The following is a 21875-nucleotide window of genomic DNA, read 5'->3' as shown; positions in this document are numbered from 1 at the left end:
GCAACTACCTGACTTTCTGAAAAATTGTACTTATCAGCCGAATCTGTCTCCATTTATTATTTTTAGCCAAAATGATTTTTTGCCATATGATATTGTTTGAGAAGATCATCGGTATTATCGTATGTGACAGAACAGCTACTTATGTTAATTGTTGTGTTATGTTTAGCATTGTCTTTGCTCTTTCTTTTATAATCTTTTATTTGTAGTCTCCAACGTATTCCTAATACCCCAATTCCATCGCTTGAGTATTTGTCTTCATCGAAATTATCTATTAGTAAAATAAATTTAAATAATTATATTGTGATAGAGCTTAATATAATCAATAAATACAGTGTTGCTATTATTAATTTATGGTGTGATGATAATTCGTTTTTGCGTTTTTAACTATATTTTACATGATCTTATTTTTGTGATTAAAAAATTTAATTGGATTAAATAATCTTTAAATATATTTAAGTTAATTGTTGTTTATTTAAATTAGCATTGTGGATGTTAATAGAATTTACACTGCGAATTCTATACTCTTTATATTAAATTATTAAGAGTTATCTTAATGTGTTAATTTATTATCGAGCATGGATTTAATTATTTCTTGCCGAGAGGTGAGATGATTATTTATTTTGATGAAATAACTATTTTATCAGAGTCACTGTGATTCAATAGAAGTTTAGCTTATTGATTAAAGTGAGCCGAAAGATCTTTGGGATCTTTCGGCTTGCTATTTACCTTTAGGCTGAATATTGGATATCTGGCTGATAAAATCCTTGAGCGAGAGTGAGGTTTTGATCGTTTCACCTTCTACCTGAAAACTGTTATTTTTCAGATTCAGAACAGCCACAGCAGAATATTACCAGTTTCTCTTCATCAGACGATCGATACTGAATTTACCTGGACCTGTGATAGACAGTAACAGATAACCTCCTCCGATAGTCAGGTTCTTAAGAAACATAGTCTGGTTCATCCCTTCAGCAAAATTGCTGTGGAAGAGCACGGCAGTCAGGACACAGAAACCAAAGGTAAATAACGCGGTGGTGCGAGTTAAGAAACCAAATAGAACTGCCAGACCACCACCCAATTCAAGTAAGATTGTCAGTGGTAATAGAAAGCCAGGGACGCCCATAGCATTCATATATTGTTGAGTACCCGCGTAGGAATCACCTAATTTTCCATAACCTGCAACGATAAACAGAATCGGCATCAAAATGCGAGCCAGTAGTAGGGCACTATCTTCAAATTTTTTCATTAACAACTCCTAAAACGCAGAGAAATAATAATAGTTTTTTTGATGATTAACTTGTACTAACTCGAAATAGCACGATTTGCTAATCATTAACGGATGGAATGTATACTAAAGGTAGGTGAGCTTAGTTGTAAGCAAGGATTATTAACAATTTTATACAAAGTTTTTGAATGTAGGTAACTAAAGTTATCATCAATGAGATATATTATGAAGAATTATTTCCATTTCAATATTCGAATGATGTGGCGCGACAAACGATAAAATTTCATAGGATGACGCAGGCTATATAAAGAGATAGCGTGGATTGCGGGTCGCAGATAGGGTTTTAATGACAAAAGCTTTTGCCAGCTTTTGTCATAAGGTTCAGTAAAGCTCTTCCAGAGCTGTGTATTGTTGGAAAGTTCAAGTCGCTGTAGCTGGATATTTCTGAGTAGTTGCTGTTTTTTAAGCTTTTTTTCCTGACGTTGTTTACTCATTACTGTGATCCTCCAACATTTCTCTATCTATCTTTAATTGCTCGCGAGTTGCACTAAGTAATGTTGAATTTCGCGCTTTCCTAATGGTCCATATAAGGCCAATAAGCGCCAGAATGAGTAGTGTGCTAGTGGTACTAGCTAATACAATAAAGCGCCAGCTAGGATCGATAGCCCAAAAAATCATAACAAGCAGACACATGAGGCCGAAAGCGGTAAGCAGTAGTGTCAGACTGGCTATGACTATTAGCTGTATCAAAGTGGCTTTTTCTTTTTCCAACTCTAGAACGATCAATTGCAAACGAGTTTCTACTATCTCGATAACAACAGCGGCAATGCGTTGGAGAATGTCAAGGACCCCTTTACCGGGGCCTTGAGATTTGGATGAGTTGATCATATTAGCGTTTAGCTAACACTACACCTAATATGGCACCGACAACAGTACCAATACCGATGCTTACCCAGGGCTTATCGTGAACGTAGACATCAGCACGACCCGCCATATCTTTTGTTTTCTTAACAACCATATCACTGGCATTACTGAGTTTAAAACGAGTATCTTTGATGACTTCCTCTACTTTGCCGCGAAGTTCTTCCAGCTCGACTTTGGATTTATCACCAGAGCTTTTGATTACTTCTTCCAGTGTATCTGCGAGTGATTTTAGTTCAACGTGTAGATCTTCAGTAGTTTTGATCTTTGACATGTAGATTACTCCTCAATGTAAGGTGTGTGTATTTGACTTAGTCAGTTGCTTTTCCTAATGCCGGAAAAGACTATCACTAAATATAGCTTATATTTTGGAAGGTGAATAAAAAACATTAGCGTTATTTCACTATTCTGCTGCAAACGATACTTTCATCTGCAGCAGGGAGGGATATTGGATTTTATTGGAATTAATTACTTTTTTTGAGGGGGTTGGCAAGTTTTTTTACGCCATACAACTAACAAACTGCCGCTAAAACCAATAATGAGTAAAGCAAGTGGCAGTAATATCAGGAAATTCATTACCAAGTCTTCATATTGACGGAAAATGGGGGTCTTACCAAATGCATAACCTAAAGAAGTAAGGATAATGACCCACAGGAAGCCGCTGAGCCAGTTAAAAAACTGGAAACGACTGTTTTGTAGACCTGTCAGTCCTGCAAGTGTTGGTAAGAGGGTTCTGACAAATGCGAGGAAGCGGCCAAGAAGTAAAGCTGATAGGCCGTGGCGGTGAAAAAGATTGTAAGCTCTTTGGTGATAATAAGCTGGAAGGTGAGATAGCCAGCCTTGTACTGTCTTGGTATTTCCTAACCATTTTCCTTGGAGATAACCAATCCAACAACCTAAGCTTGCTCCGGCAGTTAATACTACAATCGTTAGGGGGAAACTCATTGCACCTTTGGCAATCAATACGCCAACTAGTATAAGCAGGCTGTCTCCTGGTAAAAATGCAGCAGGAAGGAGGCCATTTTCAAGGAAGAGAATCAAGAATAGCATGATGTAAATGGCCCATAATAGGGATGGGTTGGCCAGAGTTTCATAATCCTGGTACCAAAGTGCATATATAAGTTCTTTTACTATTTCCATCAGGTGTTCCTAAAATGCCTTTGTTCGTTCATCCTGAAAGCATGAGGCTAAACCGATTAAATTACATCCTATTTTACGTTATTTGGTTGGTTTTCATGCCTTTTCACCGTTGAAAAAGGCAAATGACGCAGCCTGCGCCACTGTAACAAAATCAGGGGTGACTAAACAGAAAATTTTGGTGATCAATTGAACGTTCATTAAAATAGGATAAGAAATGGGTCTATGAGGTTGGATGAATTGCGTTTGTTCCTACTGTTTTTATTGTCATTTTTTTATTTTTTCAGTGGTAGATTGATTCTTGTCTGAATTTGATTTATTTTTCACCGCAGCAAAGGGGAGTAACTTCCTTGCCGGTTTATCGTCATTACGATGCAACAGCATCCGGTAGCCGGGCAACCTTGAACTTATACCTGATGGTACATTTTCTGTGTTGTAAGTGAGACCTTGCCAGAAGGCGAGGGTTGCTTGCAATACATCCATCTCCACGATGTGGGGAAGAAATATAGCAGCGGCTGGCGTCTTCTGAGACTTCAGCCGTTTTTGTTTGTGAGAGAAAGAAAATGAACTCTGTGGGTAGCCCTCTTTTATGGGGAAGTTTTGCTGTCTTAATTACGATTATGTTGTTGCTGGATCTATCCTTACAGGGGCGTAAGAAAGAGCAGGCAATGTCATTTCGTCAAGCTGCTGTCTGGAGTGTGATCTGGATAAGTTTATCGCTCTTATTTGCATTAGGATTATGGTGGTATTGCAGAGAAACCGCAGGGGAAGTTGTTGCCAATAGTCAGACAATGGCTTTCCTTACCGGGTATTTACTTGAGAAAGCACTTGCTGTTGATAATGTGTTTGTTTGGCTGATGTTATTTAGCTATTTTGCTATTCCGGCAAATTTGCAACGTCGGGTGCTCATTTACGGTGTCTTAGGCGCAATTGTGTTGCGTACCGTGATGATCTTTGCAGGGAGCTGGTTGGTTTCTCAATTCAGTTGGATACTCTATTTGTTCGGCATCTTTCTGCTGGTTACCGGCGTTAAGATGGCGTTGGCGAAAGAGGATGATTCCCCGATAGGCGATAAACCTTTTGTCCGTTGGCTAAAAGCGCATATTCGCATCACTGATAATCTTCACGGAGAACGTTTCTTTGTGAAAGAAAAGGGGTTGTTATATGCGACTCCACTAATCTTGGTCCTGATTCTGGTTGAAATTAGTGACGTTATTTTTGCGGTAGACAGTATTCCTGCTATTTTTGCTGTGACTACAGATCCTTTTATTGTTTTGACCTCTAATCTTTTCGCTATCTTAGGATTACGTGCGATGTATTTTCTGCTGGCAGGGGTGGCAGAGAAATTTACAATGCTGAAATATGGTTTATCAGTCATTCTGGTATTTATCGGTATGAAAATGCTAATAATGGATTTTTGTCATATTCCTATGGGGATTTCTCTGGGAACTGTAGCGAGTATTTTGACAATAACAATGATTATTAATGTTTGGGTAAATAAATACAGAACTAAAGAGATACAGTAATTAGATAACTATTTTTTAACAGATAACCATATCTTTCTTGAATGGGGAGATATGGTTTCTTATTGTCTTAAATTGCTGCGAAATGGTTAAACATAAAAACAAATAATTGTGTTTTGTAAATGTGTAAATTGCCGTTTTGATCACACAAATGTGAATGTATTGTTAATAAGTGCTGGCGAGGTTGTATATTTTAACTATCGTAGCTTTTCACTACTCTTGGTTTCCCTATACTGAAGAAACAAACACAAAAAATATAGGCTTAACAGAACTGTTAATAAAATGGATCAGCTATGGAAAAACAAAAACGTGGCTTCGTGCATTACATTGTACAAGGGAGCCTGGTTAAACAAATTTTGATAGGTTTAATTGCAGGGATACTGTTAGCGTGGTTGACACCTTCGGTTGCCAAATCAGTCAGTTTACTTGGGACGTTGTTTGTTGGCGCCTTGAAAGCAGTAGCCCCGGTATTGGTATGGATTCTGGTCATGTCTTCTATTGCTAACCATAAAAAAGGCCAAAAAACCAATATTCGTCCAATCCTTATCCTCTATATCTTGGGTACATTTTTTGCTGCTCTGGTTGCCGTAGTCGGTAGCTTTATGTTCCCGTTACAACTGGTGCTAGCTGTCAATGATGCTCAAATGTCTCCGCCTGAAAACATTATGGAGGTGATTAAAGGGTTACTGGTTAATGTTGTCGCTAATCCAGTAAACGCGTTACTGAACGGTAACTATATCGGTATCCTTGCTTGGGCTATTGGTTTGGGTATCGCCCTGCGTCATGCAACGGATTCAACTAAGTCTCTAATTCATGACATGTCTGAGGCGGTTACTCAGGTTGTTCGCGTGGTCATTCGTCTTGCACCGATTGGTATTTTTGGTCTGGTGTCTGCAACAATTGCAGAAACGGGATTTGGTGCCTTACTGGGATATGTTCAACTGCTGGTTGTATTACTGGGTTGTATGTTGGTTATGGCACTCATTGTAAATCCGTTGATTGTTTACTGGAAAATTCGTCGTAATCCTTATCCGCTGGTATTTGCTTGCCTGCGTGAAAGTGGTGTAACTGCATTTTTCACTCGCAGTTCGGCTGCAAATATTCCAGTGAATATGGCGATGTGCCGCCGTATGAATCTGCATGAAGATACTTATTCAGTTTCTATTCCATTAGGCGCAACTATCAATATGGAAGGCGCTGCGGTGACCATCACGGTATTGACTCTGGCTGCGGTCAATACGCTAGGTATATCGGTTGATTTGCCTACAGCATTTCTACTGAGTGTGGTTGCTGCAATTTGTGCCTGTGGTGCTTCTGGTGTGGCTGGGGGATCGTTATTGTTGATCCCTTTAGCGTGTAGCATGTTTGGGATTTCCAATGAGATGGCTATGCAGGTTGTGGCAGTTGGTTTGATTATTGGTGTATTACAGGATTCCGCGGAAACGAGTCTGAACTCTTCTACCGATGTATTGTTCACTGCCGCTGTTTGTCAGGCTGAGGATGATCGTCTGGCATCGGATCAACTAACTCAACGTAATTAATTGATTGAAGTATTTTGGTTTAAAAAAAGATTAGGTAAGAAAGAGTAAAATATCCGCGCCAGGAAGGCGCGGTTTGAGGATTTACTCTGTTTTTACGGCCTGTCTATGACCGTCATTATTTATCATCAAATTTTAAGGCCTAACCGAGTACCTTGATCGATAGCCCGTCGGGCATCCAATTCCGTTGCAACATCTGCCCCACCAATAAGATGCACTGTTTTTCCCGCTTGCTGTAACGGTTGATATAATTCTCTCAGTGGCTCTTGTCCGGCACAAATAACGATATTATCTACGGCAAGGCAGCGCTGTTCACCATTGCTGCTAATATGTAATCCCTGATCATCTATTTTCAAATATTGCATATTGTTGAGCATTTTCACACCACGCAGGTGTAGATTGGTTCTGTGTATCCAACCTGTTGTTTTACCTAGTCCTTCACCAACCTTTGTCGGCTTACGTTGCAATAAATAAATTTTCCGGGGAGAAGATTCCGGTTTGGGGCCTTGAGGGGATAAACCACCACGATGTGTCAGATTATGGTCAATACCCCACTCTTCACTGAAAGCGGTGCTATCAAGGCTAGAACTTTTTCCTGGTTGACTCAGATATTCTGCGGTATCAAAACCGATGCCACCTGCGCCAATGATAGCGACACGTTGACCGACATTTTTCTTATCTCTTAATACATCTAAGTAGCTCAGTACCTTTTCGTGATGGATACCATCAATTGTGAGTTGGCGAGGCGCAATGCCGCTGGCGATAATTACTTCATCGAAATCAGAGAGTGCTTCGGTTGTGGCAGTCTGGTTCAACCGTACATCAACATGATGGATTGCTAACTGACGCTGAAAATAACGCAGTGTTTCATGAAATTCTTCTTTACCTGGGATCTGTTTGGCAATATTAAATTGTCCGCCAATCTGTCCGTCTCGTTCAAACAGAGTGACATGATGACCACGACTGGCAGCGGTCACCGCGAATGACAATCCGGCAGGTCCGGCACCGACAACCGCCAGTTTTTTCGGTGTGGTGATTGGTTCGGCGGCCATTTCTGTTTCGTGGCAGGCGCGGGGATTAACTAAACAAGAGGCTATTTCACCGACAAAAATCTGATCCAGACATGCCTGATTACAGCCAATACAAGTGTTAATCTCATCGGCCCGTCCTTGTTGGGCTTTCATAACAAATTCAGCATCAGCCAGAAAAGGTCGTGCCATAGAAACCATATCGGCACAACCTTGTGCTAGCACTTGCTCTGCAATGTTGGGATCATTAATTCTGTTTGTTGTGATCAGTGGAATAGAAACTTTCCCCATTAGCTTTTGCGTTACCCAACTGAATCCGGCGCGGGGAACCATAGTGGCAATCGTTGGAATTCGAGCTTCATGCCAGCCGATACCGGTATTGATAATAGATGCTCCCGCTTGCTCAATAGCAACAGCGAGTTGCTCGATTTCTTGCCAATTAGAACCATCCTCGACTAAATCCAACATCGAAAGCCGGTAGATTAGAATAAATTCTTTTCCTGTTGCTTGACGGACGGCTTTAACAACCTCCACGGCAAAGCGCATTCGATTTTCAAAACTTCCTCCCCATTTATCTTGGCGGTGGTTGGTGCGAGTAGTCAGGAACTGGTTAATCAGATAACCTTCAGAACCCATGATTTCTACGCCATCATAACCTGCTTGTTGCGCCAGTTGTGCACAATGAGCGAAGTCAGCAATGGTTTGCTGAATGTCCTCTTCTGTCATTTCACGAGGCATGAATGGATTAATTGGTGCTTGAATGGCAGTAGGGGCGACAAGGTGAGGTTGATAGCTGTAACGGCCGGTATGTAAGATTTGCATTGCAATTTTTCCACCAGCCTGATGAACTGCGTCTGTAATAACTTTATGGTGAATAAGATCTTTTTCATCTACCAGGAATGCAGTGCCTTTCCCTATAACACCTTGTTTGTTTGGCGAAATGCCGCCTGTGACAATCAATGCCACGCCTCCGGCTGCCCGTTCAGCGTAAAAGCGGGCAAGCCTCTGGGCGCGGTCGGGATGTTCCTCTAGCCCAATGTGCATTGATCCCATCAAAATGCGGTTTTTTAGTGTGGTGAACCCCAAGTCTAGAGGGGCGAACAGGTGAGGATAATGGCTCATTGCAATCTCCATCGGGTGTTTGTCAATCATAACCAGATTATTATTGTGTTTTAAACCACGGAACAAAACGCCAGGTGGTCGGATGAGTAATGGTTCAAATTTAGATGGAATAAGGTCAATTGGGAAAAAAATGTTAAATGAATGTGATGAAGGTCATGAAATCAGGTTTTGTCATAGAGTTAGTGAAAATAATCTGAATGCAAAAGTTGTTGATGTACTCTTTGTTGATTGGTTCTAGAAAGGTTAAATAGATCACACTGTGGGCCATAATCGATTTCAGTCGTTCACTTTCCCAGATAGTCCGTAGCATGGTTTTGTATTCTTACATGGAGAGAATAGAGTGACTGTTCCCCGCCGTAAAAAACGGTGAGGCTTCCCACTTCTCAGGCCGCAACCGTCGATGCAACGGATTTACGCTGGCCTCAAAGCCCTTTGGGCTTTTCGCCTGATATCCCCGTCTGCACTGGGCAAGGGTTTACGGCGGTTTTTGCTAATTCAGTCAGGCGATTTGTTTACCCAGTTTTAGTATTTTTTTCTGAATGATGCGACAGCCACCTGAGATGTTAAAAGTGCGGATTTTGCTTTAATAGGGGGTTGATTTTCCATATATTAATTCGATTCCGGTTTTGATTCCGGAATAGGGTGAGTTCTTCTATTCTGACTTAATTTATAACATCAGTGGTTATTATGAAAAAACAGATAACTGAATGGGTAACTTTGGCAGGAAAAGGGGTGACTTTAGAACCTCTGACACATCAACGGCACGATGAATTTTTACAAGCAATTGAAGAGGGTGAATTGCATAAATTGTGGTACACCCGTGTTCCTTCACCGGCTGAGCTGAGTAGCGAGATTGAGCGTCGTTTATTGCTACATAAAAAAGGTACTATGCTGCCTTTTGCGATTGTTGATCATCGAACAAGTAAAGCGGTTGGCATGACCACGTATATGAATATTGATTCTGATGTCCGCCGGGTGGAAATCGGCTATACTTGGTATGCATGTTCTGTTCAGCGGACACATGTTAATACGGAAGCGAAATATCTCCTATTGAAATACGCTTTTGAAGAATTAGGGTGTATTGCAGTGGAGTTTCGCACTCATTTTTTTAATCATCAGAGTCGAAAAGCGATAGAACGACTGGGTGCAAAACTTGATGGAATTCTGCGTAGTCATGGTGTATCTAAAGATGGCAGTATCAGGGATACCTGTGTTTACAGCATTATCAGTGGTGAATGGCCTGCGGTTAAAATACATCTTGAATGGCTGATGGTTAAACCGAGATAAGAGTCATCTCAAAAATTAGGCCGTCCTGTGAAAGGTTGCGGCCTGATTCTGATTTAATTTGAAGGCAGAGAATGCTGCATTCCATTATCCAGTTCATCTAGTAATTGATAGCGGCGGCGATATTCTGCCCGCTTCTTACTGGCTATATCTTCAAGCGGTTTTCTTTCAATGGATAAGGGGAGATGGAAATCCTTATTTTTTCTCTTTGCTCCACCTAATGATTCCCAGAAAGAGTCGTAATCAGCGACTAATTTGTCTTTCTTTTTATGCCAATAGCGTAGACTCTTATAGATGTGAGTATCATTGCTAGCTGCCAGAATTTGCTGGCATTCAAAGTGGGCTGCGAGACGGCAAATGGATTCAATCAGTAAGCGTTTTGGAAATAATCCATAACAATCTTTCGTTGCATCGCGGATAATTTCAAGGGTTGCATCGCCTTTGGAACCTTGTAGTCCACCGATGAACAGTGTTTTTTTACCAGCAATAGTGAGTAGTGTGAAAGCGCATCTTGCCAAGGTTTTATTATCTTCTGTTGTAATAAATAGAGTAAGCTCACCTTCTTTATTAAAACAGTCCATAGAATCTAGAAAAATAGTGTAAGTTCCACTCTTACCATTGATAACCGCTAATGGATATGCATTGGAACGAAATATTTTATTAACAATAGACTGATTTAACCCAGTAAATAATAGCTGGTAATGTTCATTTATTGCACGTAACGTCTGCCCTCTATTGAAGTTAATGCTTAGATAAGGGCGATGTAATTTAGAAGGTAAACAAGGTTGTTTCTTCAAAATATCCAGATAGAACGGCGTATTAACTATCTGGTTTAATAGTTTTAGTGTCGATATTGGCATCAGAGCGCTACGTAAGGCAAATTTAGTGCGATTCTGGGCAGAATACCAATGAGGGCTAGGGCTAATTTTTTTTCCGACTAAATCTGTGAACAGCCGAATTCCTGAACTGGCAGGTTGATACATATATTTCATTTCTTTATCTAGTTCTAAAAAATACTTGGAGGGAATGAAGACTTGCAAACCGTGAGTATACTCCTTCGATATTAAACAAAACTTCAACGGATGTTTATTTATGTTTTTTTAAGATAAAAAATCAACAGCTGTTTAATGAATGTTTAGTTATTAAGGGGATTTTCTCGTGTTTTTTTATTATTCGTTTATTATTCATTTAGTTTTCTGTGATGTTTTTTGTTGTAAAAGCACATCCAGAAAGATGAGAGAAACGGCTATAACTTGGTGTGATACCCGAGCTCATGATCTGTAACAAATTTAGTAGGTGAGTATCGGCGATAAATGATTAATGTTGGATATATTCTTTTTTGAATCCATTTAATTAAAACATTAATAATTATTCTATTAATTTGTTTTGTTTTTACATTAATGTCAGAATGGAATGGATAAAATATTTTTATTTTGTGATTTATATCATGTTATTATGAAAAAATTTCCTTATTCTTGCAAAGTTAATTTGGGACTTGCAGAATATGGATTATACTTTATTGTTAATTAAAATTTATGATTTTATGCCCATGGATTTTAAGATGCATCGCGACGGCAAGGGAGCGAATCCCCGGGAGTATAGAAAACTATGTGACCGGGGTGAGTGAGTGCAGCCAACAAAGAGGCAACTTGAAAGATAACGGGTATATATGATTCAATTCACATAAAGGCCATTAATAATGGATGAGATGCTTGTTCTTGTTGATAAACATGATAATCCCATTGGTTCAGCGAGAAAAGCTGATATTCATCAGAAAGGTATGTTACATCGGGCCTTTTCTATCTTTATTATTGATAATAAAGGAAACTTACTCTTACAGAAGCGAGCGGCAACCAAATATCATTCAGCCGGACTTTGGACCAATAGCTGTTGTGGTCATCCTAGGGTTGGTGAAGCTCTGGAGGCCGCTGCACATCGGCGTCTTGGCGAAGAGATGGGTTTTGACTGTCCATTGAAAAAGGTTTCGTCATTTATTTATCACGCGATACTTCCTAATGATTTGATTGAATACGAGTATGATCATATTTTTATTGGACGCTTTGATAAAGAACCGATAATTAACCTTGACGAAGTGTCCGATTATAAATGGGTTAATCCTCTGAAATTGAGAGAGCTAATTAATAATGCTCCTGATGTGTATACGGTTTGGTTCAAAAAAATCATTAATGGCCTTTCGTATCAAGATATTGAGGGGTGGCAAAGGCTGATTTGATAGCAATGTAATTTATCGGTAGCCATAGCATTGGATTAATTAGATATGAATATCTCATTGAAATTTACCAATACGCCGCAAATCCTGACAAATTAAGGGTGCGACGCTTTTAAAAACCGTTTAATAAGGAAAAGCTAATGAGTAGCTTTGATAATGTGTTTTGCACTAATGTTGAGTCTGTCTCGCCCTATCACATCATCCCGGGGGAAACCACCAACGACTACGAAAGTAAAGTGGTACAAACTTATTGTGAAGATCCAGAACGCTGGCGTAAGGTGATTGGCGATACACTGTTATTCCAGTTTGGTATTTACGATGATCCTGCTTCAAAGCCACCAATTTCATTGGATGAGTCAGGTATTCGTTATTTTGATCGTCAGCTGTTATTGGCTGGCTTGGAAACAAAGGCCGAAAGGCCATCAATTCGGCGTATCTTGGATATCGGCTGTGGCTGGGGTTATATCCTAAAATATCTGGCTGAACGTTTTCCTGAATGTACACGTTTGGATGGTGTGAATATCAGTGAGCAGCAGTTACAGTATTGTGCTAAGTTTCACGCAAAATATGGACTTTCTGAGCGTATTAACTTGTATCTGTGTAATGCCCAGGATATTGATCGTTTACCTGATCCACAAGAGCTCTATGATTTGGTGATTATTCGTGGTGTCATTTCGCATTTTCCGAACTTGTTGTATGAAAAGGCTATGAGTGCATTGTTCAAACGGGTGAGCGCTGGTGGCCAGGTGATTATTTCTGATAATCTCTATAATATGGGGTTGGATAACTATAAATCGGATATTCCTGACACCATTGATCGTCTCGCTTGTGCTAACCGCAAAACACCCAGTTATTTCAGACAAGTATTGGAGAAAAGTGGCTTCGTTATTAAGGATATGAGGGTATTGCCGTCTAATATTGATGTGGTGCATTGGTTGTTGGATGTTAAGACCAACATCGAACGAAACTTTCCTGAAGGCGTTAATGGTCCTCTGGAAGAATTGCGTGTGCTGGCTGAAAACTTTTCGGTTGCTCAGGTGAAAAACTATGTGTCGACTTATAGTGTTATTGCACAGAGACTTTAGAAAGTAGCTTTGTTTTCTTGGTTGAAGAGTAGGGCCGTTAAGAAAATTTTTGTCACGGTTTTGTTGTTACTGATCCCTGGAAATAAAAAAGCCACTTTTTTACGGAGTAGCCTCATCAGATCGCGCCAGCATGGATGGCGCAAGAAGAAATTGCCAACTGAAAAGTTTTTAATAAATTTCAGTTTTTGGGCTTTTACACACCTGTAATTTGGAGGTAATCCAGAAAATTAGTAAGTGTTCCTGTAATAGCCTAAATTCATCATCGGTTAACAGTTCTACTCGTTCTCTACTAAATACGGGAGTTTCGATAACAACCGGATATTCCATAAAAAACATCCTTGCCTATATATGGAAATATGGTATTCGTACGTGGTACGACAGCCAAGATCAAATCGTACTGGAGACTAGATCTTAATGCACATGGAAAATTGTAGTTGGCCTTCTGATAGCAATTCATTATCGTTTGTCGCACGAGGACTCAAAACCTCAATAAACACGGTTAGAACCAACCCCGTCAGTGTTGGATTTTTTATGCCTAATTTTTAATGGTAACTGTACGGCTATCATTTCTCCGATTCAAAGTCGGGAGGGCGACTAATACAACACCCAAAAGGGGAATAAATCCGCGGTTTCTTACTGCCGTTTTGAGCCTTCCGACACCATTTTGTGTCTACCAAAATCTCAAAGAAAACAAACAGGAATCAGCAATGACTAAATATTCAGTAGTTCCATTTGCATTTGAATCTCACAAAATTAGAGCAATGAACATTGACGGTGAAGCATGGTTTGTTGCAATTGATGTGTGTAATATTCTTAGTATTAAAAATCCTTCCGATTCACTGAAAGTCTTAGATAACGATGAACGGGCTAGATTTAATCTAGGTCGTCAAGGTAGAGTCAATATTATCAATGAGTCAGGAATGTACATCTTAATACTCCGCTGCCGTGATGCCATCAAACAAGGAACCGTTCCTTATCGAATTCGTAAATGGGTAACAACCGAGGTCTTGCCCGCAATTAGAAAAACAGGTAACTATATTACGTAAGAAGTAAGATCACGAAGATAAGCCGAAGGAAATTTCAAAACACAGTAATAGCGCGGTCTCGTGGCTATTAGAAAATTGAAATCAACTAAGTTAAGTAAATATATTTTCATTGGCAGAAAATTTTTTTCGCGTTTGGTTCGTTCGGTCAAAAAATAATCTTCCTTGTGTATGAACAATGGCACAACTGGGGTATGAAAATTTTCTCAGGGGACAAAAAGGAGACACTGACTAAAAGATATAAAAAAACCACTCTTGCTTGAGTGGTCTATCCATCTGTTTTTACAGGAAAAATCTGGTGGCCCCTACTGGACTTGAACCAGTGACCAAGCGATTATGAGAACTGTGATAGGGACTGTAAAAATAATAAGTTAACAATAAAAACAATGCCTTAGGTGTAAATAAAGCTCAAAATTATACAATATTTATTTTTTCGTGCGACACTTTTTGCCAGGGGGTTGAGTTTCAGTGCATCATCAAGGTGATCAGGTGAAAAGTGAGCATATCTCATTGTCATTTTTATATCTGTATGACCTAGGATTCTTTGTAGTACTAAAATATTGCCACCATTCATCATAAAATGTGATGAGAATGTGTGTCTGAGAACGTGAGATAATTGGCCGTCAGGTAATTCAATCTTAGCTCTGTTTATTGCTGACTTGAATGCGTAATAGCAAGGTGTAAACAGCTTTCCTCTCTTCTTGGGAATCTCATTGTATAAATCCTGACTAATGGGTACGGTACGATTGCGTTTACCTTTGGTTTTCACGAATGTGATTTTATGTTGGGTTACTTGTGAGCGTGTTAGGGTTTCGGCTTCTGACCATCTTGCGCCAGTTGATAACGCTATCTTGACTATCAGAGATAAATCTTGAGAGCTACTTTCTTCACAGGCTTTGAATAAAGTATCAATTTGTTCATGGGTTAAAAACGCCATTTCGGATTCATCAGTTCTGAATGCTCGAACATTTTCAATAGGGTTAGCTCTTTCCCATTCACCTAATCGCTTTAGTTCATTAAAAACAGCCCGAAAATAGGATAGTTCAAGGTTGACTGTACCAGTGGAAACTTTTTCCACTCGCTTAGTTCTGGAGAGTTTGCCGGATAGCCTTTGTTCTCTGTACTTGGAAAATAGTTGTGCAGTGAACTCAATAGCAAGTGGATCACCCATACACCCACACGCTCAGAGCATAGTGGTATGGCGCTTTGAGCCATCGCTTAACGTAATTCCATGCGCTTTATACCAGGCTTCAACCAAGTCACGTAATTTACGGGTATCTTTAGTATTAGTTTCTACCCATGGTTTACCACCTAGTTTATCAAGTTCATAACGCTCATAGGCCAACGTTTCGCCTTTAGTTGCGAACTTTTTACGAACTCTTTTACCTCGTTTGCCTTCGGCACGGTTTTCAATATAAAAATCAGATACCCATTGACCTGATGGTAGTTTTTTGACTGGCATGAGTAAAATTCCAATTAATTAGAATACAAGTCATGACTACGAATTAGTTTTACCTGAATTTGTTAATTTATTGATATTGTCTTATTTTCCACAATCTTCTACTAGCTTTTGATATGCTTTACTCATATTATCTTGTGATTCCTTGATTGGTGAAATGAGATTTTTGTCTTCTGGCAATTTTCTGACTTAGCAAATGTAGAAACTGAAAAAATAGTTAATCCATAAGTAATTTTTTCATTACTATTCCTTAGATGTGATTTTTTATTGTTGTGACAACACGGCCAATGACTGTGATGTCATTTAGATCGCAGTCAAAAGCCATACCCACACCAGAAACACGGACACGTTTAACCGGAATTCGAGTTAATTCGCGAATACTGATTTTTCCCTCAATCTTAACTAGCCATTCACCGTCATAAACATCGGCAAATTTGCGGTCAATAATGTAGCGGGTTTTGTTATCTATGACACAAATAGGGTCAGAAGGCAGAGGAATGCCAGAGGTAAACATCTCCTCATCAAACATGACATAGCCAGACTGATGCAGTTGCCTATCTATTAGTTTGTGGCTTGATAACTTCATGATGCCTAATTCATCGTCATCATATTTTTTACCCTGTCCAGTTGCTAACCATTCCAGCCTTACATCTGTTTCGGCCATACATTTAACAACTAAATCAGCAGGAAATCCTCCTCTTTTGTACCGGCTGGATAGACTACTTGACGCCATATCAAAATGATCTGCTAGCATCAGCTTTGTTGTAAATCCATACGCTTCAATGATTCGGTCTAAGACGGGAGCACTATCTCCAGTCATATCAATGTTGAATTTAGCCATATCGTTCACATGTTTAATCTCGGCAAAATGCAACTTATTTGTTGGATGTTCTCAAAATGCGAGATAATCTAATCCTGTATTATAGAAATAAGTAATATTTATTAATATTGCAAAATATTTAACAAGAGGATTTTGCCTTATGCGCCCTAACATTACAATTACTATCCCGGAACCCTTCCTTCCATTGGCAGAGTATTGCCGTAGAACTGGAACACCTATCGGTACTGCTCGTCGTTTGATTGGATATGGCAAACTGCCAATCAAGCCCAAGGGACAGCAGAAAAAGGGGCTTGTTGAAGTCAACATGGCTGCACTCACTATCCAGGCTCTCAGTGGCTATGATATTTCACTTGAAGCGTAATAATTCTTCGCTTTTGGAGAAAAATAGCAATGTGTGATTATCAAGTTTCCAAACAAGCACACTTTGATCACGCTTGCCGGGCATTCGCCAACGTTCATAGGGGCAACTTAGCTCAAATTTCGGGAGTTATCGGAATGAATCCGCAAATGCTGCGTAACAAGTTAAATCCTGAACAGCCTCACATACTGACTTGTATTGACTTAATGAAGTTAACCGATGCAACGCAAGACGCATCTATTTTGGATGGATTACTGGAGCAATTGCAGTGTCAGCTCATCGGTACCGGTGAATGAGATTTGTGATTCCAACATGTCGAATTATTTGTTAGGTGCAACGGCAGAAGTGGGAAAACTGGCAAGTGCTGTTGTTTCTGGTGGTCATTTCAACCATGCCCGTGTGGCTGAGTTTAAGAAGTCGGTTAATAACGCGATCAGATTATTAACTTTCGCGGGTATCACCATTTCATCAAGATTGCATACTAATCCTGCATCCAGTTCGGCTGTTGATGTTGTTGCAGGTATGGGAGCATTGTTAGTGTGAGGTCAGCATGAATGCATTAGAGCAGCAAGAACACCAATATAAATTGACTGGTGAGTCATTTAAACCCAAAAAAGATAGATTTATCTATCCAATCGTTTTGTTTGCTTTTTCTTATTTTATTCTGTTCCTGATTCGATGAGGTTTATATGAACACGGAATACCAATTTGAATCAACAGAACAGCGAGCTTTCGAAATGCCCTTTAAAATGCGCGTTAATGGTTTAAATAAAATTGCTCAGATAAGAGCGCAGCATTTTAACTCTGATAATAAAGAGTTGGCTATTTTTATTGATGAAATGCATGATAAACGTAATGAGCGCTACGTTGATCACAAGCGTTTGTTAGCGGCTATCTTCTATCTTGCTCGCATTCCTATAGATCGGCATGAACTGGAATTATATCAATTAACCAATGAGGAAATGTGTAATCTGATTCGAGCAGTAAATCTTATCAAGGCAACGAGTGTGTTATTCAGGGCGATAGCATAAGTGTGCATTTATCATTCATTTTGGTTAAATTTTGAACATTCAAGGCTCATTAATGACTAACAAAGTTCATTAATCAATCAATGTCAGTGCGTTAATTAATCATTTTGTGGTTAATAAACGTTCGTGATCTTGCCCTGGGGAGTCGCATAGTCGTAGATGGACAGCGTTATTGTTTATCTATGTTCGGTCATCTACATAAAGTTAAAAAAACGCATACTGAAACAATAAAAATGATAATGAGTAGGTTAAGTGAAAAATTGGGGGGTGATATTTCCGGGATATTCCGTGATCCAAAAGGTCATTATTTGACTATGTTGCGAAAAATTAACCGAGGGCCGATTGAGGTCACATAACTAATTATTTCTCAATGAAATTGATGCATTTGTTAATTATATTAAATTAAACTGTATATAAATACAGTAAATGGGACGGTAAAAATATGATGTCAGATTATCTGAATAAGCTGGCTGTGCTGGAACGGATTGAATTAATTGCTAAAGTTGGTAGTTCAGGTATTTGTAATAGTCGAGAACGGCAAGTGGCATTTGATTGGATTGCAGAACTTGCTGAGCAGGTCAGAAAAGAAATAATCTCAAATGTAAAAACTAAAAGGCCACTAAGTAGTGGCTCAGAATTATGCAGTAGGACGGACTTTTAATAGATCCAATGCCATTTGACGCTGTTGCGGGTTGAGGTTGTTAATCACGGTCTGCAACAGTTTATCACCTGTTTTTGCACTGGGACTTAGCGTGTGCGAAAACGTCAAATTCATAACAAATGTATAACCACATTCAACACTGGAACACGCGCAGTACAGATCAGCAATTTCACAGTGCTTCCGATTCGTCTTGCGAATAACCGCCTTAGCGCCGCACTCAGGGCAGATAATTTTTAATACGCGCATATTCCTCATTCCCAAAGTATCCATTTTCGGTAATTTTACCTGTTTTTTGCGCGTTTTGCACACGAACTTACGCGATCTTGTTTAAAACGGATATGTAATATTTCGGGCACATCATAGGTATTTATCGCATTCATGAACATATTTTGAACGGGGATAACTTCATCCTGGCGATAGACCTCACGGGCTTTTTCCGGATCACCCAACCCGCCGACATTGGTCGGGATAATCCCCGCCAGTCCCGCCGGGAATCGGTGAGCGGTCAGCACATCTTGCGAGCTGATACTTTTCACATTGGCAAATTCATCATTGGCTGAAATATCACCCACCGGAATAAATTTAATGCCGTCAGGGTCGCCGTTGGGAATGTTGACAAACATAGTTTCGAAATTCCCGATCCCTTTGCTGAGTTGCAATTTTCGGATAATTTCCTCTTCGGTCTCATCAGAGATATTCGGGTCATTGGTGTAAATGATACCGCCAGTGTGGGTGCCATTATGGTAATAGCGACGGCGGAAGACGGTGGCTTCTGAGTTGAGCAGTGCCGCATGAATTCCGCCGATATAATCCGGCAATCCGTAAACTTGTTGTTGTGGGTCATATTGCTTGATAAAAATGACTTCTTCCGGTGAGTAAACCAACGGCTCTCCCTCCTGTAATACCACAAAATCCCCATCCTTACGGCGGCGCAGGTATAGCGAGGGTAAGACCTCTAGTGTGACTACATCACCCCAGAAGTTACGGACTTTCAGGATCGCTACGTCACCGAAAATCAGGAAGTTAATCACAGCGGATTTGAATTGTTCATGGCTTACTCCGCCGCGAACTCCGAGATAGTCTGAAGCAATCATATTGTGGCGGGCATAGAGTACACCGCCATGTTGACCGTTCATGTTAGCCAGTTGTGCTAGGGCTAAACGATCAATCGGTAGTGTGTAGTGGTCATAATCATTGTTATACCAGATTTCCTGGTAATCCGTCCTAGTGGTGAGTATTGGTTCTGGTTTGCCCAGTGTGATTAAACTCATTTTCCGTTGACGGTCGTTTGTGCGTGGGGAATGTGCACGGGTTTTCCTTAACTTTTTCTTCATCATGCAACCTTTGCAAATGTGTATTTAGAGGTGCGTTTCTTGTCGTAATTTAATGGCTCATTTATCAGGGCATGAGCGATTGCCCAGAAGACGTCAGCGTGTCCGGTTTCCCGCGAACGGTCAGCGACAAAGGTCATGCTGCCGCCTTTTTTTGTCGTGGTGTGCCGAATAGCCAGAAATGAGGCGAGAATTTCTTTTTGTTCCACATCCCATTCGATACGCTCCTCACTGACCACATCAATCATTTTCATGACCAGTTGGTTTTTGCTTTGCGGATTGTAGTGGATAGCGTGGGTTTGTCGGGGGGCGAAGTCTTGCACCATTTCATAGACACCATGACCAATCCCCGTGGTATCAATGCCGATGTGGGTGAATCTGTAGCGCTTGAAGAGATCTTCGATCAGTTTCGCCTGATGTTTCCAGTTCATGCCTTGCCAGTAGAACGTTGCTAATACCCGAAAAACTTCGGGCGCCATCATGGGCGGGGCAACAATGACAAAGGTGGAAGTATCGCCAGAATGGGCCGGGTCGAAGCCGCCCCAGACTTCGCGATCCCCGAAGGGACGCAGTGCGTTAGGATCATGGTCTTCCCAGAGATGGATATCAGTGCCGCATTTTTCCAGTTGGTGATATTTGAAAACAGCGGCGCCACTATCAACAAACACACACATATACAACATGTTAAATGTATCTGGGTTATAGCGGTTCCGCAGTTTTTCAATGGATGCCAGGTTGAATCCGCCCTTAATGGCATCTTCCAGCGTAATGACGTAGCGCCATTGACCATCAGGGCAATCACGACCACCGTCACGCAGTTCATTAAAAGAGGGAAATTCAATGTTCTTACGTTTGGGATCATTGCCGCGCCATTCGTCACCCATCCAAAATGGATAGGCGGGATGGGTTTTGGCGCTAGGGGTTGAAAAATAGGTGGTACACCATTTGTCATGGGTTGCCATTGCGGAGGCAACTTCATTTAGCCGCTTGAAGTCGGGAACCCAAAAATATTCGTCACAATACAGATGGCCGGAATAGGATTGTGCCGTGTTTTTATTGGTTGACAGAAAACGCAGTTCGGCGCCGTTGCTGAGTCGAATAGGGTTGCCTGTCAGCGTTACACCGAAGAAGTGTTCAGCGATATTGACGATATACGAGCGAAAAACTTCTGCTTGTGGTTTTGAGGCGGATAAGAATATTTGAGGATCGCCAGTTAACACGGCATTTTCGAATGCTTCAAAGGCGAAATACCAGGTCGCGCCAATTTGCCGACTCTTGAGGATATTTCTAATCTGTTTTGCCAGATTATTGCGCAAATGTTTTTGATAGCCGAAAAGCGTCTTATCGACAAATTTCTGTAAATCTTCTTTAGTCAGTGTCGAAATATCATTTTTACGATAGCGTTTCTTTTTCTTGGGTTCACCATCACTGGATAGGATATAATCACCGCCTGATTTTTCTTGCACCTTAATTTCGGCCAGCTTTTCTTTATGCTTATTTTCCTGTGTCATCAGTTTTATATGATGGGCAATTAATCGGTCGAGTTCGTCTAATTCCAGTGTGGTTTTATTATTGCGTTCACTGAGCACGGCAATCCGGCGGTTAATGGCTTCGATACACTTTCATAGCTGAGCATATCCGCCCAATGCCATTTTTCCGCCCAATAATAAATGATCCGCCGATTCGGCAGATTTAATTCATGGGCAATTTCTGCCGGAGTATATCGCCGCAGGTATAAAGAACGGGCGACACTTATGAGTTCATCAGAGTATTTAGCCATAGTAATCATATTATGCAGGGCTAAATTTATCCTGACGCTAATTCAATTTCGACCTGAATCGGTTATGGCGTTATATCCGAATTCATCAGAATTAAACTATTCGTAACATTTTATTGAATCCGCAATACTGTATTTGATTCAAATGGAAGGAATTAAATAACCTGAACTCTGGATAAAAAAATGGAACTAAGTGCCTGTTCCAAGATCAAAATTTTCGACCAAGAAAAAAACGATCTTATTAGGAACAGGCATGGATAAACTAGTTGAACTCTTCTGCGATGTCG

21 protein-coding genes and 3 pseudogenes are annotated in these 21875 nt (G+C 40.3%); 11 read left to right on the top strand and 13 right to left on the bottom strand.

Features of this window, described 5'->3' with window-relative positions; all coding sequences use genetic code 11:
- Positions 1-847 precede the first annotated feature (847 nt).
- The 6 genes from AACQ83_RS17250 to AACQ83_RS17225 all read right to left on the bottom strand — a co-directional run bounded on the left by AACQ83_RS17250 (position 848) and on the right by AACQ83_RS17225 (position 3754).
- Positions 848-1243 (bottom strand): DoxX family protein, encoded by a 396-nt coding sequence (locus AACQ83_RS17250; RefSeq protein ID WP_112878871.1) that lies wholly within the window; start codon positions 1241-1243, stop codon positions 848-850.
- A gap of 212 nt (positions 1244-1455) precedes the next feature.
- Positions 1456-1716 carry a YqjK-like family protein gene (locus tag AACQ83_RS17245; RefSeq protein WP_112878870.1) on the bottom strand — a complete coding sequence of 87 codons (261 nt, stop codon included), beginning with the start codon at positions 1714-1716 and terminating at the stop codon, positions 1456-1458.
- Complete coding sequence (locus AACQ83_RS17240; protein WP_112878869.1) at positions 1709-2110, bottom strand: phage holin family protein; 402 nt, start codon at positions 2108-2110, stop codon at positions 1709-1711. The genes AACQ83_RS17245 and AACQ83_RS17240 overlap by 8 nt, the downstream gene beginning before the upstream one ends.
- A 1-nt stretch (position 2111) precedes the next feature.
- Positions 2112-2417: a DUF883 family protein gene (locus AACQ83_RS17235; protein ID WP_112878868.1), complete on the bottom strand. Its 306-nt coding sequence runs from the start codon at positions 2415-2417 to the stop codon at positions 2112-2114.
- Between the two features lie 194 nt (positions 2418-2611).
- Positions 2612-3283, bottom strand: a complete 672-nt coding sequence (locus AACQ83_RS17230; protein WP_112878867.1) for a DedA family protein — start codon at positions 3281-3283, stop codon at positions 2612-2614.
- Between the two features lie 264 nt (positions 3284-3547).
- Positions 3548-3754 (bottom strand): hypothetical protein, encoded by a 207-nt coding sequence (locus AACQ83_RS17225; RefSeq protein ID WP_112895522.1) that lies wholly within the window; start codon positions 3752-3754, stop codon positions 3548-3550.
- Positions 3755-3843: 89 nt separating this feature from the next.
- Between AACQ83_RS17225 and AACQ83_RS17220 the strand changes: the two genes are divergently transcribed.
- Together AACQ83_RS17220 and sstT are read left to right on the top strand one after the other, a co-directional pair.
- The gene (locus AACQ83_RS17220; protein ID WP_112878865.1) at positions 3844-4806 is read left to right on the top strand and encodes a TerC family protein; all 963 of its coding nucleotides are present in this window, start codon (positions 3844-3846) and stop codon (positions 4804-4806) included.
- Positions 4807-5096: 290 nt separating this feature from the next.
- The gene (gene sstT, locus AACQ83_RS17215) at positions 5097-6344 is read left to right on the top strand and encodes a serine/threonine transporter SstT (protein ID WP_112878864.1); all 1248 of its coding nucleotides are present in this window, start codon (positions 5097-5099) and stop codon (positions 6342-6344) included.
- Positions 6345-6469: 125 nt separating this feature from the next.
- Here sstT and AACQ83_RS17210 read toward each other — a convergent pair whose 3' ends face one another.
- Positions 6470-8491, bottom strand: coding sequence for an oxidoreductase (locus AACQ83_RS17210; protein WP_112878863.1), 2022 nt, complete (start codon positions 8489-8491; stop codon positions 6470-6472).
- Positions 8492-8573: 82 nt separating this feature from the next.
- Here AACQ83_RS17210 and AACQ83_RS17205 point away from each other — a divergent pair, with 82 nt between their 5' ends.
- On the top strand, positions 8574-8729 hold the full coding sequence (locus AACQ83_RS17205) for a hypothetical protein (RefSeq protein ID WP_158537793.1): 156 nt from the start codon (positions 8574-8576) through the stop codon (positions 8727-8729).
- A 449-nt stretch (positions 8730-9178) separates the two neighbouring features.
- A complete protein-coding gene (locus AACQ83_RS17200; protein WP_112878862.1) occupies positions 9179-9778 on the top strand; it encodes a GNAT family N-acetyltransferase in 600 nt (199 codons plus the stop codon).
- A 53-nt stretch (positions 9779-9831) separates the two neighbouring features.
- On the opposite strand, the gene AACQ83_RS17195 is transcribed toward AACQ83_RS17200, so the two are convergent.
- Positions 9832-10767, bottom strand: coding sequence for a VirK/YbjX family protein (locus AACQ83_RS17195; RefSeq protein WP_112878893.1), 936 nt, complete (start codon positions 10765-10767; stop codon positions 9832-9834).
- A 707-nt stretch (positions 10768-11474) separates the two neighbouring features.
- On the opposite strand from AACQ83_RS17195, the gene idi reads away from it, so the two are divergent.
- From idi to AACQ83_RS17180, 3 genes are all read left to right on the top strand, one after another.
- Positions 11475-12008, top strand: coding sequence for an isopentenyl-diphosphate Delta-isomerase (gene idi, locus AACQ83_RS17190; RefSeq protein WP_112878861.1), 534 nt, complete (start codon positions 11475-11477; stop codon positions 12006-12008).
- A gap of 137 nt (positions 12009-12145) precedes the next feature.
- Positions 12146-13090: an SAM-dependent methyltransferase gene (locus tag AACQ83_RS17185; protein WP_112878860.1), complete on the top strand. Its 945-nt coding sequence runs from the start codon at positions 12146-12148 to the stop codon at positions 13088-13090.
- Positions 13091-13797: 707 nt separating this feature from the next.
- Positions 13798-14136: a BRO-N domain-containing protein gene (locus AACQ83_RS17180; RefSeq protein ID WP_112878859.1), complete on the top strand. Its 339-nt coding sequence runs from the start codon at positions 13798-13800 to the stop codon at positions 14134-14136.
- 388 nt (positions 14137-14524) lie between these two features.
- Here the strand turns inward: AACQ83_RS17180 and AACQ83_RS17175 are convergent.
- Both AACQ83_RS17175 and AACQ83_RS17170 read right to left on the bottom strand, forming a co-directional pair.
- Positions 14525-15595 (bottom strand): annotated as a pseudogene (locus AACQ83_RS17175) (phage integrase).
- Positions 15596-15842: 247 nt separating this feature from the next.
- Entirely contained in the window at positions 15843-16433 is a 591-nt protein-coding gene (locus tag AACQ83_RS17170) for a phage repressor protein CI (RefSeq protein WP_112878858.1), read from the bottom strand.
- A 139-nt stretch (positions 16434-16572) separates the two neighbouring features.
- Between AACQ83_RS17170 and AACQ83_RS17165 the strand changes: the two genes are divergently transcribed.
- The 4 genes and pseudogenes from AACQ83_RS17165 (at position 16573) to AACQ83_RS17150 (ending at position 18480) form a co-directional block, all read left to right on the top strand.
- On the top strand, positions 16573-16794 hold the full coding sequence (locus tag AACQ83_RS17165) for a regulator (protein ID WP_112878857.1): 222 nt from the start codon (positions 16573-16575) through the stop codon (positions 16792-16794).
- Between the two features lie 29 nt (positions 16795-16823).
- Positions 16824-17334, top strand: a pseudogene (locus AACQ83_RS17160) (phage regulatory CII family protein).
- Positions 17335-17480: 146 nt separating this feature from the next.
- Complete coding sequence (locus AACQ83_RS17155) at positions 17481-17822, top strand: DUF5347 family protein (RefSeq protein ID WP_112878856.1); 342 nt, start codon at positions 17481-17483, stop codon at positions 17820-17822.
- Between the two features lie 439 nt (positions 17823-18261).
- Entirely contained in the window at positions 18262-18480 is a 219-nt protein-coding gene (locus tag AACQ83_RS17150) for a hypothetical protein (protein WP_146747913.1), read from the top strand.
- Here AACQ83_RS17150 and AACQ83_RS17145 read toward each other — a convergent pair.
- The 3 genes and pseudogenes from AACQ83_RS17145 to AACQ83_RS17135 form a co-directional block, all read right to left on the bottom strand.
- The gene (locus AACQ83_RS17145) at positions 18457-18726 is read right to left on the bottom strand and encodes an ogr/Delta-like zinc finger family protein (protein ID WP_112878854.1); all 270 of its coding nucleotides are present in this window, start codon (positions 18724-18726) and stop codon (positions 18457-18459) included. The two genes, AACQ83_RS17150 and AACQ83_RS17145, sit on opposite strands and share 24 nt — an antisense overlap.
- 35 nt (positions 18727-18761) lie before the next feature.
- On the bottom strand, positions 18762-19817 hold the full coding sequence (locus AACQ83_RS17140; protein WP_112878853.1) for a phage portal protein: 1056 nt from the start codon (positions 19815-19817) through the stop codon (positions 18762-18764).
- Positions 19814-21591: pseudogene (locus AACQ83_RS17135) on the bottom strand (terminase large subunit domain-containing protein). Before AACQ83_RS17135 ends, AACQ83_RS17140 begins: the two are co-directional and overlap by 4 nt.
- Between the last annotated feature and the right edge of the window lie 284 nt (positions 21592-21875).

It is taken from the genome of Photorhabdus sp. S10-54, from assembly GCF_963878145.1.
Classification (GTDB): Bacteria; Pseudomonadota; Gammaproteobacteria; order Enterobacterales; family Enterobacteriaceae; genus Photorhabdus; species Photorhabdus kayaii.
The sequence above is the reverse complement of the archived record's forward strand: the minus strand, read 5'-3'. Positions and strand labels throughout refer to the sequence as shown.

Bases quoted from the DNA above. Each gene is read 5' to 3' on its own strand.
- AACQ83_RS17180 (WP_112878859.1), top strand. From the start codon at position 13,798: ATGACTAAATATTCAGTAGTTCCATTTGCATTTGAATCTCACAAAATT.
- AACQ83_RS17235 (WP_112878868.1), bottom strand. From the start codon at position 2,417: ATGTCAAAGATCAAAACTACTGAAGATCTACACGTTGAACTAAAATCA.
- AACQ83_RS17155 (WP_112878856.1), top strand. From the start codon at position 17,481: ATGAACACGGAATACCAATTTGAATCAACAGAACAGCGAGCTTTCGAA.
- AACQ83_RS17150 (WP_146747913.1), top strand. From the start codon at position 18,262: ATGATGTCAGATTATCTGAATAAGCTGGCTGTGCTGGAACGGATTGAA.
- AACQ83_RS17245 (WP_112878870.1), bottom strand. From the start codon at position 1,716: ATGAGTAAACAACGTCAGGAAAAAAAGCTTAAAAAACAGCAACTACTC.
- AACQ83_RS17195 (WP_112878893.1), bottom strand. From the start codon at position 10,767: ATGAAATATATGTATCAACCTGCCAGTTCAGGAATTCGGCTGTTCACA.
- AACQ83_RS17145 (WP_112878854.1), bottom strand. From the start codon at position 18,726: ATGCGCGTATTAAAAATTATCTGCCCTGAGTGCGGCGCTAAGGCGGTT.
- AACQ83_RS17165 (WP_112878857.1), top strand. From the start codon at position 16,573: ATGCGCCCTAACATTACAATTACTATCCCGGAACCCTTCCTTCCATTG.
- AACQ83_RS17240 (WP_112878869.1), bottom strand. From the start codon at position 2,110: ATGATCAACTCATCCAAATCTCAAGGCCCCGGTAAAGGGGTCCTTGAC.
- AACQ83_RS17200 (WP_112878862.1), top strand. From the start codon at position 9,179: ATGAAAAAACAGATAACTGAATGGGTAACTTTGGCAGGAAAAGGGGTG.
- AACQ83_RS17230 (WP_112878867.1), bottom strand. From the start codon at position 3,283: ATGGAAATAGTAAAAGAACTTATATATGCACTTTGGTACCAGGATTAT.
- idi (WP_112878861.1), top strand. From the start codon at position 11,475: ATGGATGAGATGCTTGTTCTTGTTGATAAACATGATAATCCCATTGGT.
- sstT (WP_112878864.1), top strand. From the start codon at position 5,097: ATGGAAAAACAAAAACGTGGCTTCGTGCATTACATTGTACAAGGGAGC.
- AACQ83_RS17210 (WP_112878863.1), bottom strand. From the start codon at position 8,491: ATGAGCCATTATCCTCACCTGTTCGCCCCTCTAGACTTGGGGTTCACC.
- AACQ83_RS17205 (WP_158537793.1), top strand. From the start codon at position 8,574: ATGAGTAATGGTTCAAATTTAGATGGAATAAGGTCAATTGGGAAAAAA.
- AACQ83_RS17220 (WP_112878865.1), top strand. From the start codon at position 3,844: ATGAACTCTGTGGGTAGCCCTCTTTTATGGGGAAGTTTTGCTGTCTTA.
- AACQ83_RS17170 (WP_112878858.1), bottom strand. From the start codon at position 16,433: ATGGCTAAATTCAACATTGATATGACTGGAGATAGTGCTCCCGTCTTA.
- AACQ83_RS17250 (WP_112878871.1), bottom strand. From the start codon at position 1,243: ATGAAAAAATTTGAAGATAGTGCCCTACTACTGGCTCGCATTTTGATG.
- AACQ83_RS17140 (WP_112878853.1), bottom strand. From the start codon at position 19,817: ATGATGAAGAAAAAGTTAAGGAAAACCCGTGCACATTCCCCACGCACA.
- AACQ83_RS17185 (WP_112878860.1), top strand. From the start codon at position 12,146: ATGAGTAGCTTTGATAATGTGTTTTGCACTAATGTTGAGTCTGTCTCG.